At 48.3% G+C, this 11,099-nt stretch carries 9 protein-coding genes; 2 read left to right on the forward strand and 7 right to left on the reverse strand.

From position 1 onward, the window contains the following. On the forward strand, positions 1-994 hold a 994-nt coding region (locus AB7U36_RS10380; RefSeq protein WP_428159707.1), incomplete at its 5' end, for a glycogen/starch/alpha-glucan phosphorylase. 95 nt (positions 995-1,089) lie between these two features. Here the strand turns inward: AB7U36_RS10380 and metE are convergent. The 5 genes from metE to panP all read right to left on the reverse strand — a co-directional run bounded on the left by metE (position 1,090) and on the right by panP (position 8,949). After that, positions 1,090-3,366 (reverse strand): 5-methyltetrahydropteroyltriglutamate--homocysteine S-methyltransferase, encoded by a 2,277-nt coding sequence (gene metE, locus AB7U36_RS10385; protein WP_428159708.1) that lies wholly within the window; start codon positions 3,364-3,366, stop codon positions 1,090-1,092. Positions 3,367-3,627: 261 nt separating this feature from the next. Next, on the reverse strand, positions 3,628-4,245 hold the full coding sequence (ttdB, locus tag AB7U36_RS10390; protein ID WP_428159709.1) for a L(+)-tartrate dehydratase subunit beta: 618 nt from the start codon (positions 4,243-4,245) through the stop codon (positions 3,628-3,630). Further along, positions 4,242-5,141 (reverse strand): L(+)-tartrate dehydratase subunit alpha, encoded by a 900-nt coding sequence (ttdA, locus tag AB7U36_RS10395; protein ID WP_428159710.1) that lies wholly within the window; start codon positions 5,139-5,141, stop codon positions 4,242-4,244. The genes ttdB and ttdA overlap by 4 nt, the downstream gene beginning before the upstream one ends. A 557-nt stretch (positions 5,142-5,698) precedes the next feature. After that, positions 5,699-7,258: an NAD(P)/FAD-dependent oxidoreductase gene (locus tag AB7U36_RS10400; RefSeq protein WP_428159711.1), complete on the reverse strand. Its 1,560-nt coding sequence runs from the start codon at positions 7,256-7,258 to the stop codon at positions 5,699-5,701. A 14-nt stretch (positions 7,259-7,272) separates the two neighbouring features. Continuing rightward, positions 7,273-8,949, reverse strand: a complete 1,677-nt coding sequence (panP, locus tag AB7U36_RS10405; RefSeq protein ID WP_428159712.1) for a pyridoxal-dependent aspartate 1-decarboxylase PanP — start codon at positions 8,947-8,949, stop codon at positions 7,273-7,275. A gap of 316 nt (positions 8,950-9,265) precedes the next feature. Between panP and hpf the strand changes: the two genes are divergently transcribed. Continuing rightward, the gene (hpf, locus tag AB7U36_RS10410; protein WP_428159713.1) at positions 9,266-9,616 is read left to right on the forward strand and encodes a ribosome hibernation-promoting factor, HPF/YfiA family; all 351 of its coding nucleotides are present in this window, start codon (positions 9,266-9,268) and stop codon (positions 9,614-9,616) included. 80 nt (positions 9,617-9,696) lie between these two features. On the opposite strand, the gene AB7U36_RS10415 is transcribed toward hpf, so the two are convergent. Further along, on the reverse strand, positions 9,697-10,728 hold the full coding sequence (locus AB7U36_RS10415) for a phosphagen kinase (RefSeq protein ID WP_428159714.1): 1,032 nt from the start codon (positions 10,726-10,728) through the stop codon (positions 9,697-9,699). Continuing rightward, on the reverse strand, positions 10,718-10,906 hold the full coding sequence (locus AB7U36_RS10420; RefSeq protein WP_428159715.1) for a hypothetical protein: 189 nt from the start codon (positions 10,904-10,906) through the stop codon (positions 10,718-10,720). The genes AB7U36_RS10415 and AB7U36_RS10420 overlap by 11 nt, the downstream gene beginning before the upstream one ends. Between the last annotated feature and the right edge of the window lie 193 nt (positions 10,907-11,099).

The following is an 11,099-nucleotide window of genomic DNA, read 5'->3' on the forward strand; positions in this document are numbered from 1 at the left end:
GATCACCGAGACCATCGGATCAGACTGGATCACCGATCTTGATCATCTCAAAAAGCTTATTCCCCATGCAGACAGCACTGAATTTCTTGAAAAATGGAGACAGGTGAAATTGGGGAATAAGGCGCAGCTGGTAAAATATATCAAACGTAAAGTAAATATGGATATAAACCCTGATACCCTGTTTGATGTTCATGTGAAGCGGATTCACGAATACAAACGTCAGCTTTTAAATATTTTCCATGTCATTACCCTGTATAACCGGATAAAAAAGGATCCGGCCAAAGAGGTTGTGCCAAGGACGGTTATTTTTGGCGGCAAGGCGGCACCTGCCTATGTTCAGGCAAAACTGATCATCAAGCTGATCAATTCCGTTGCAGACATGGTGAACAATGATCCGGACGTGAACCATAAACTTAAGGTTGTTTTTCTGCCGAACTATTGTGTTTCCCAGGCTGAAAAGATCATACCCGCAACAGATCTTTCCGAGCAGATTTCAACGGCCGGGCTTGAAGCATCAGGTACCGGGAACATGAAATTTGCCTTAAACGGGGCACTGACCATCGGCACCCTTGACGGGGCCAATATCGAGATCATGGAAGAGGTGGGCGAAGACAATATCTTTATTTTCGGCCTGACCGCCAAAGAGGTGGAAAAGAAAAGAGCCCAGGGATACAACCCCTGGGATTATTATAATAACGATGAAGATCTGAAAATCACACTGGACATGGTACGGCTTAATCATTTTATTCCGGGGGAGCCCAATCTTTTCCTGCCCATCTGGGATTCGCTGATGGCCCATGGAGACCGCTATTTTGTTCTTGCTGATTTCCGCGCTTTTATCCAGGCCCAGGAAAAGGTCCGTCTCCTGTATCAGGATCAGGAACAATGGACCAGATGTTCCGTTTTAAATACGGCAAATATGGGGAAATTCTCCAGCGACAGAGCTGTCAGGGAGTATGCCCGGAATATCTGGAACATTGAGACTGTCAAATAGTGTTTGAACGTCTCATATAGGCGCTTTCGCTCCTCTATCGAGTCGTCCAAACACGGGTTTTCCGTTCAGGCACTGAATAAATAATAATTCGTTTGTCAGGCTGTTGCAGCGGCACGCAGCACTTTGGCCGCTGCCACCAGATTTTTCAAGGATGATTTTGTCTCGGGCCAGGCCCGGGTTTTTAAGCCGCAGTCCGGGTTGATCCACAACCGTTCCTTTGGGATTCGTTTGGCTGCCTCCTTCATGTTGGCCACAATGAAATCCACGGATGGTACGTTGGGAGAGTGGATATCATACACCCCCGGACCGATCTCGTTGGGATAGGCGGTTTGGTCAAAGGCGTTTAATATCTCCATGTTGGAACGCGATGCCTCAATGGTGATGACGTCGGCATCCATGCGTGTGATGGCATCAATGATATCGTTGAATTCCGAATAGCACATATGGGTATGAAGCTGGGTGGCGTCTTTGACCCCGTTGGCGGCAATCCGGAATGCCCCCACGGCCCAGTTCAGATATGCCTTCCACTGGTGTTTACGCAGGGGCAGTCCTTCTCTTAAGGCCGCTTCATCCAGTTGGATGATGGAAACCCCGGCCTTTTCCAGATCCAGTACCTCGTCGCGGATACCCAGGGCGATCTGGCGGCAGGTGTCGGCCCGGCTTTGGTCGTCCCGGACAAAGGACCAGTTTAAAATGGTTACAGGGCCTGTGAGCATCCCTTTGACCGGTTTTTCAGACAGGGACTGGGCATAGCCAATCCACGCCACTGTCATGGGCCGGGGCCGGGACACGTCGCCAAAAAGGATGGGCGGTTTGACACAACGGGACCCGTATGACTGCACCCAGCCATAGCGGCTGAAGGCAAACCCGTCCAATTGCTCGCCAAAGTACTCCACCATATCGTTACGTTCGGCTTCGCCATGAACCAGCACATCCAGGCCAATCTCTTCCTGGAATTCAATGGTGGTTCGTATCTGGTGCCGGATGCCGGCGGTGTAGTCATCCAGGCTGATCTCCCCTTTTTTGAATTTAAGGCGCAGCGCGCGAATCTCTCTGGTTTGGGGAAAGGAACCAATGGTGGTGGTGGGGTAAAGGGGAAGATTGAGTTTTTCTTTATGAATTTTGGCACGTTCCGGGTAGGGCTGATTGCGTTGTCCCCAGCTGTCATCCACCCGGGCCAGGCGGGCCTGGACCTCCGGGTTGTGAATCCGGGCTGAGTTTTGCCGGTTTTCCAATGCCTCTCGGTTCTCTTCCAGGGCCGCTGCCACTAGTGTTCGGCCCTGGTTCAACGCCGTTGCCAGAAGATCTAATTCAACCAGTTTCTGCCGGGCAAAGGCCATCCAGCTTAAAAGTTCGGTATCCAGTCCGGTCTCTTTTTCCAAGTCCACAGGCACATGGAGCAAGGCGCAGGAAGGGGCCAGCCACAGCCGGTCCCCAAGCAGGTCATAGATGGGTGTCAGTTGATCCAAAAGGGCGTTCAAATCCGTTTTCCAGATATTTCTTCCGTCAATCACCCCCAATGATAAGGCCATATGTTCGGGCAGCCGGGAAACCAGATCCGGTACCTGGTCTTTTCCCCGCACCGCATCCACATGAAGGGCCTGAACCGGCAGCGACAGGGCCAGATTCAGGTTATCGCCAAGGGAACCAAAATAGGTGGTCAGCATGATCTTGACAGATCCGTTCCCCAATGCCTGGTAGGCTTGTTCCACCATGAGTTTCCAGTCATTATCCAAATCCGTGACCAGCAACGGTTCATCCATCTGCACCCACTCGACATCCCGGGCAGCCAGCAAATTCAAAAGCCGGGCATACTCCGGCAGCAGCTTTTTGAGCAGGGTTTTCTTGTCAACATTTTCTGCCTTGCCCAAAAAAAGATAGGTCACAGGTCCTAAAATAACCGGTTTGGGCGTTACGCCCGTTTTTTGAGCCTCTTGTACCTGGTCCAGCAGGGGTTGGGCATCCAGGCAAAACCCGGAAGATGGATCAAACTCCGGGACAATGTAATGGTAGTTGGTGTCAAACCACTTGGTCATTTCCCCGGCGCAAATCTGGTTGGCTTCCCCATCGCCTGCGGACTGTCCCCGGGCTGTGCGGAAGTACCGGTCCAATGAAGATCCACAGGTTTCCCGGGCCCGGGCAGGGATATTGCCCAGCATCCAGCTGGTATCCAGAACATGGTCGTAAAATGAAAAATCGCCCACAGGCACATAATCAAGCGCTTTTTGGTCGGCCCAATTGTTTTTCCGAATCCGTGCACCGGTTTCAAGCAGTTTGTTTTGGGGCGTTTCACCCCGCCAGTAAGATTCCAGTGCGTGTTTGAGTTCCCTGTTGTCGCCGATGCGGGGAAACCCCAGGTTGTGGGTTTTCATGCTGTTAATTCTCCTTTTTCCAAGAGTTATCGTTGGTAAGACTATAAAGGAAATTAAAGCATGATGAAAAATGATATATTTTTAGATATTCATAAAAATATATTATGGTTTGCACTGATTAAAACCACGACGCTCACGAAGACCACGAAGACCACGAAGACCACGAAGTTCAGTACTCTGATATCTTCGTGTTCTTCGTGGTAGAATAACATACTCAATGCTTAAGTTTATGACATTGAGCCCCGGCACTATCTTGGATTTCTAATCAAGATAATCAACATGTTTAATTATTTCTGCCACAACTTTTTCTTTCTTTTCATTAAACAGCGCCTTATTTTTTTCAAAAAGATTATTTCCTTTTGTATCAATGGAAACAATCAATGGGCCAAATTCTTTAACACGCATAACCCACATGGCTTCGGGCATGCCTAAGTCCAGCCATTCAACGGATTCTACCTCTTCTACCCGGCTTGCGGCAAGCACTGCGCATCCGCCGGGAAATACGGTATGGATCGTTTTATTCGCTTTACAGGCTTCAGCAGTTTTCGGCCCCATACCGCCCTTACCCACAACCAGTTTAAGGCCTGTTGCTTCTATAAATTCCTTTTGAAGTTTTTCCATGCGCATACTGGTTGTCGGTCCTATGGAAATAACCTCGTATTTGCCGGGTTCCTCTTTTTTTTCCTGCATAATAGGACCCGCATGGAAAATGGCTTTCCCTGCAAGGTCAACGGGCAGTTCTTTTCCCTGTGTGATATGGCGATGATGAACATCATCCCGGCTAGTGATCAAATATCCGTTCAGGAATACGACATCTCCAATCGTAAGGGATTCAAGATCTTCATTTTTTATGGGTGTTGTTAAGATTTTTTTGCTCATAGTACTGCTCCTTTATGTGAGATGATTTCATATTCCAGGCTTGAATCAAATTTGATGAGTGCTCTTCTGTGGGCCCAGCATCCGGTTGACAGACCAACGGCAATGGTCGCAGGATGGCGTCCTGCCTGCTCAATATTTACACCCATAACGGAATTTTTACCGGTAAGACCGCCAGGACCGATTTCAATGTCATTGAGTCCTTTTTCAATCATCGCCTCCAGTTCTGCGCCGCGGGTGTTGCTATTATGGGTTCCTATGGGGCGAAGCAGGGCTTTTTTAGAAAGCTTGGCTGCCACCTCTACAGATCCGGCAATACCAATACCAACCAAAAGCGGCGGACAGGCGTTAATTCCATAGGAGGTGATCTGATCAAAGATAAATTTGACCGCACCATCATACCCTTCAAGGGGCATCAGGACCTTTGCGGTGCCGGGCAGGCTGCATCCGCCCCCTGCCATATACATATAGATTTTCACCTCGTCATTATTGGGAACAACCTCCCAGTCGATCCAGGGAATTCTTGTGCCAACATTATTGCCGGTATTTTTTTCATCAAAGATCTCTACGCAGTTATGACGCAAGGGAGATTCTATGGTGGCTTTTTTTACAGCTTCAACCAGACAGCTTTCAATATCGTCAATCAGGGGGAATTTAGAACCGACCTGCACAAAATACTGAATAACACCCGTATCCTGACAAGCAGGTCTGTTAAGCTCGTGCGCCATTTTCAAGTCATCAAACATGGCATCATAAATCAGTTTTGCCATTGACGTATCTTCCTGTGACCTGAGTTCTTCCAGTTTGGCAATAACATCATCGGGGAGATGTTTGCCTGCATAGCCGGTAAATTTGGCCATAACATCAATGAAGTGTTCGCGTTGTGTGTTTAGGTCCATTAATCTTATTCTCCTTATGTAGTTTTAGGGATAGGAACTAAGTAAATAATAGAAACCATACGAGACTTTCGTCTCCGCCAAAAAAAAACCACAAAGATTTGGCGGTCATTATCCGCCCTAACCTTCGTGGTTTTTTAACATGTCCGCTACAAAGGCCATCTGGGTCAGCGTTCCTGTTCCTAACCCAGTGAACCATCCATAACGGCTATATCACTGCTATATCAAAAAAAAAGCCACGAAGATTTGGCGGATATTCTCCGTCCTAACCTTCGTGGCATTTTTGATATCTATACCCAGAAAAAGCTGATTTAGATTAAACCTGCGTCTCTGGTTTTACACTTTATTTTCCGCTCTTGCCTTCTGGCAAAAAGTAACCTTGTGTTACCTTCATGAATATATCCGGGCGTGCCTGGTTAAGGATCAACACCCAGATGCATATTAAAGTTATGAAGGTCTCTAAACTGTCTGCCTGACAGTCTTTCGACAAAAACCTTCAAGCGCTCATAAAAAATAAAACCTGTTTGTTAGGAGAGTACTATATTCGATTAGTCTGGATGTCAAGCATTAAAATGCAACCCGGCAGCAGAAGCACAATTCTCTCCGTCAATGGCTGCTGATACGATACCTCCGGCATGGCCGGCCCCTTCGGCGCAGGGGAACAGCCCGTGAACATCCGGGTGCATTAAAGTTGTCCTGTCCCTGGGAATTCTTACCGGAGAACTGGTCCTTGTTTCCACGCCGATGAGCTGGGCATCATTGGAGGAAAACCCGGGCATTTTTTTATTGAAAATGGTTAATGCCTCCCCAAGGCCTTTGACCATAAACCGGGGCAGCCGTTCATGCAGGGGGGCGGATATGATGCCCGGGATATATGAGCTTGGATTCAGGGTTGTACTGTTTTTCCCGTTTAAAAAATCCATGGCTTTCTGGGCCGGGGCCACCTGGGAATGGCCGCCCAGTTCAAAGGCCAGCTTTTCAAGGGCCATGCGAAGTTTTAATCCGGCAAATTCATTTTCATGCCTGTAATCCATCCAGTCTTTTTCCCCGACACTGACCACAAACCCGGAGTTGGCAAAGGGTGAGTTGCGTCCGGAAACAGACATGCCGTTAACCACCTGTTCATCAGGACAGGTGGCTGCCGGCACAATAATGCCGCCCGGGCACATGCAGAATGAAAATGCCGCCCGTTCACTGGTCTGGCAGGTCAGGGTATAGGCGGCTGCCGGCAGGTTGCTGCTATAGTGTTTTGAATGGTACTGGATTGCATTGATCAGCTTTTGGGGGTGTTCAATTCTCACCCCCATGGCAAATGGCTTTGCCTCGAGCCGGATATTATGTTTTTTAAGCATATAATAAACATCCACGGCAGAATGGCCCGTGGCAAGTATGAGTTCTTGTCCCGGCATTTCAACGCAATCATTTATCACCACCCCGTCAAGCCTGTGGTCCCTGATCATAAGGTCTGTTACCCGGTTGTTGAAATGTATCTCACCGCCATTGGACAGGATGGTTTCCCTTATGGCTGAAACGATCTTGGGCAGTTTGTTGGAACCGATATGGGGGTGGGCATCTACCAGTATATCCGGGTCGGCGCCGTGCTGAACAAGGATGTTTAATATCCTTTTGACATCTCCGCGTTTTGTTGAGCGGGTAAAAAGTTTGCCGTCACTGTAGGCGCCGGCACCACCTTCCCCGAAACAATAATTGGAGTCCGGGTTGACCCCATGGTTTCTTTGTATGGCGCTGATGTCAAACCGCCGGTCCCTGACATTTTTACCCCGCTCCAGGACAACGGGCTTGATGCCGGCCTCAATCAGTTTCAGGGCCGCAAACATCCCTGCCGGGCCAAATCCTGCAATGATCACATGTCTGCCCTGTTTGACCTTGACCGGTTTGTATGAAATGTCATTTTTTGCGGGGAGATAGGGTTCATCAATATATACCTCATACCGTATCCGGAATACCGCAGATTTGCGGGCATCAACGGAGCGTTTCAACGGTATCAGGGCAGTGATCTCATTGACATGCGCCTGTAACTTTTTTGCGGCCAGTTTTTTATGAAGCGCCTTGTCATAAAGGCTGTCCGGGTGAATGGCAAGTTCAATCTGTTTTAGCATCCCCGGTCCCTGGTTTAAAATTTATGATAAATTTGTTCCTGTTCATCCAGAATATCGTCCAGAATGGCTTCGGTGGTATAGGGGTTCATGATAACGCTTCGAAGCACCACCACCATGAAGTCATCTTCTGGCGTAAGTTTGAGCCGGGTTCTGGAGACAAAACTTTTGCCTGCCTCCCGCTGGATGCGCTGGATGCGAATATTGATTTCGTCAAGCTCCTGGTTTAGGTCTTTGCGCGCCTGCCCCCGGGCTGTTTCCAGCTTCTGCCGGATGGACATGGGCACCAGCCGGTAGGTCAGAATATTGAGTACAGGCCGGGTCACAAGTTCGAATTCCGGCCGCTCTTCTATTTTCTGGGCAAAGGCCCTGGCCGTTTCGATACCGTGATCAATCATCAGGGCATACCCTTTGGCGCCCATGATTTTCAAGGCGGCATCCAGGATCAGACAGGCGGCTTCCCTGGAACCTTCAAGGGTTTTGATGCCTAAATCCACAGATCCTTTCCGGTTGACGTACCGGGCATGGTAGGCAATGGCGTCAAGGGCATGGGCGTTTTTAAAATAAACCATGCCCGTTCCCATGGGCATGTAAAACTGTTTGTGGCCGTCAATGGTCACGGAATCTGCCCGTTCAATGCCTGAAAGCAGATGGGCATAGGTGTCAGATAACAGTATCGGCCCGCCCCATGCCGCATCCACATGAAAATGAATCTGCTCCTGTTCACAGAGATCTGCCATCTTTTGCAATGGATCAATGGTTCCTGTTTCCGTGGCCCCGGCAATGCCCACTATTGCGGCGATTTTTGTACGCCCCTCCTGCTTCAGGCCCTGGACAGCCTGTTTAAGTTTGTCTATGTCAATGGTGTGATCCGCTGTAACATCTATGGAAATGATGTTTTTATTGCCCAGGCCCAGAATCCCGCCTGCTTTCCTCAAAGAGTAGTGCCCCCGCCGGGATACAAGGATCACCACCCGGTCCGTGTGATGGACGCTCATGGCCTTGAACAAGCCGTTTTCTTCAATGTTTGAGAAATCATCTTTGGGCGGGAACAGGCGGTTTCTGGCCACCCACATGGCTGTCATGTTGGCCGTGGTGCCGCCGGATGTAAATGCGCCCAAAGCCGTACGGGTATTCTGGACATGGGCCCGGTAGAAGTCCTGGCTTTGTTTGAAAATCAGGCAGTGGATTTTGGCCAGCACCTGCCGTTCAATGACAGCCAGCACCTTGGAGGTTTCCATTTTAATGACATTCTGGTTCAAGGCTGCGGTAATGGCTTTAAGATGCACCATGAAAAAAGGCAGGGCAGAGGTCATGTGACCAATGAAGTAGGGCGATGCCACATTGACTGCTCTAGGGGCAATATCTTCAATGATATCTTCAATAACTTGGCCCAGATTTTTCTGGGGCTGGTCGCTGATCTCGACGTCCATGTAATTTTTAGCCAGTTCATTGAGGCTTATTTCTTCGGTGACGCCCACATGCCGGTTAAGAAAATCATGCAGTCCGAACAGGATCTGCTCCATGTATTTAACCAGGGTCTTTTTGCTGTTTTCATCTTCGGGACGGATGAATACCCGGTCCAGGGATTTGCGGTCTGCGATCAGCTGCCCGGCTGGTTTTCGAAAATTTTTATGGCCTTGATTCCAGGTACTTTTTCCAGGCAATGAAAAAAATGAAAAAGAGGATGACATATTGTGAAGGTCTTTCCTTCAGTTTAAAAATTGTGTTGTCCGGCATCATGGATCTGCCGCCTTTTGCGTTCTGCAGCTGTCATGTTTTTAATTTAAAAACCGCCTTAAAGTATGGCAGGTCTACCCTAAAACAAGGAGAAAATCAAATGGAACTTGATATTAAAGATATTTTAACACGGGTTATCCGGTACAATCTGATCTGCAACGGCAGAATGATCTATATTGATTTCTTTTGATTCTATAGCGGTCTGTTATTGAGTTGTAACAGGGACTGTGTTATTTTTGAGTCCTTATCTCACCAATAAAAGGAGAGCCTATGAACATTGCAATCACTTTCAAAAACGTCCCCTCATCAGATGCTGTAAAATCCCATGTCGAAAAGAAATTAAATAAATTAGATAAAATGCTGGATTCCCCGGCCGAGGCCCAGGTCGTCCTGTCAGAGGAAAAATTACACAGCATTGCTGAAGTCAATCTGACTTGCAATAAGCTGAAAATTCATGCCAGGAGCGACGCTGAAGACAACAATATGTATTTAGCCATTGACAGTTTGGCCGAAAAAATTAGAACCCAGATCAGTAAATTCAAAGAAAAGCAACGGCGGCATTTGGCTGGTGATAAACAAAGCATCAAAGATGAAGTGCTGGATTATACAGATAGTGAATAGACGTTTATCTGAAATATGATTTAACCGTATCCCAGTCCCGAAAAGGACTGGGATCTTTGTTTTGTATCAACAGCATAACTCTATAAATTTCTTTCAGCCTGGATAATGGCCTGCACCCCCCTGTGAAGATCCTTTACAATGGTGTTGGCGCTGATTCCTAACCTGCGGACATTGGATATGTCAAATACTGCTTTTTCAACAGCGGTTTTCTCCCCGCCCGTGCCCCGGATCTGCAGGTGGTGATCCGTGGCGATGGTTTCAAGAAAAGATGGTTTTTGTTCCAGTTTGTCAAGGTGAATATGCACCCCTGCCCGCATGGATGTCCCGACATTGGTGGGGCAGGCTGTGAGAAAGCCTTTTTTTCGGTCAAAGGCAAAATCAAGTCTATTGTCCAATGCCTTCATCATCTGTATCAGCCGGTTGAAAACATTGGCAATATCCCCGCCCGGGGACTGGGCCATGATCCGCAGATGATCTTCCTCATTGACCCATACCCGGACTACTTTGTCCCGGCTTGTGAATATGCCGCGGCCTAAAGGATAATCCCGGTTTATGCCTGCAGCATCCATGAACCGGTCGCCTTTCCGAAAGGCCAGCCCTTTTTCAAGCAGGGCATTGAACTGTTTTTCATTTAAATCTGTAAACGAAATATAGGCACCGGATAATTTTTCGGGCAGGGTTTTGAAGGCGTGTTTTACCGTCTCTTCCAGGGCCAGGCGCTGATCCGGGGTCATGTTGCCTGAAAAAGGAAACCCATTCAGGTTTCTTGCCACCCGTATCCGGGATGAGCGTATGAATGTCTGTTCCGGGTCCAGGTCCGGCAGAGCCGCGTCCTCCAGGCCGGGCTTATGGGACCAGCCCGGGTCAAGGTGGTGGTAGTCCTCGATGATGGGAAGCAGCACCGGTGCAAAGCAGTCATAGCTTTCCATATCCCCGGCATAAATACCAATGCTGGAATCGGGATTTTCAATGCCGGACCTGATGGCCTGATCAAGGCTGTATCCCGACGGGGTGCGGATCGTTTTAAGTTCGTGATAAAGTGTTAGGGTCAGATACTGTTTTATTTTTGACTGGGAAAAGGCATGAAAAGGCAGTCCCGGTTCAGCTTTCATAACGGGAGGACTGGGAAGATATTCCCCGGGCCAGCCGGGTTTGGATCTGGTCTAAAATAATGCAGTCAGCATGGCATGTGGGCAGGTGTTCCCTGAATTCACAATTGACGCATGGGCTTTGGGTCAGATAGCCCACTTCAAAATCAAATAAATCTCTTTTAACTGCTTGGTTGTTCATATCTTTTATATAGACTGCAGGTTAAAATAAAAACTTTTATATCATTTTATTCAGACCCGGGTCAATATCCGGGTTACTACCCCGGGCTCCCATGGCCCATAAGAGAGACCACATGTGCCATGAATTTTGCGGCGTTCATGGCCTTTTAATTGCTTGGAGTGGCCTTCGAGAAATTTAATTTATTTTGGGATAT

Source organism: Desulfobacter sp. (assembly GCF_050177295.1).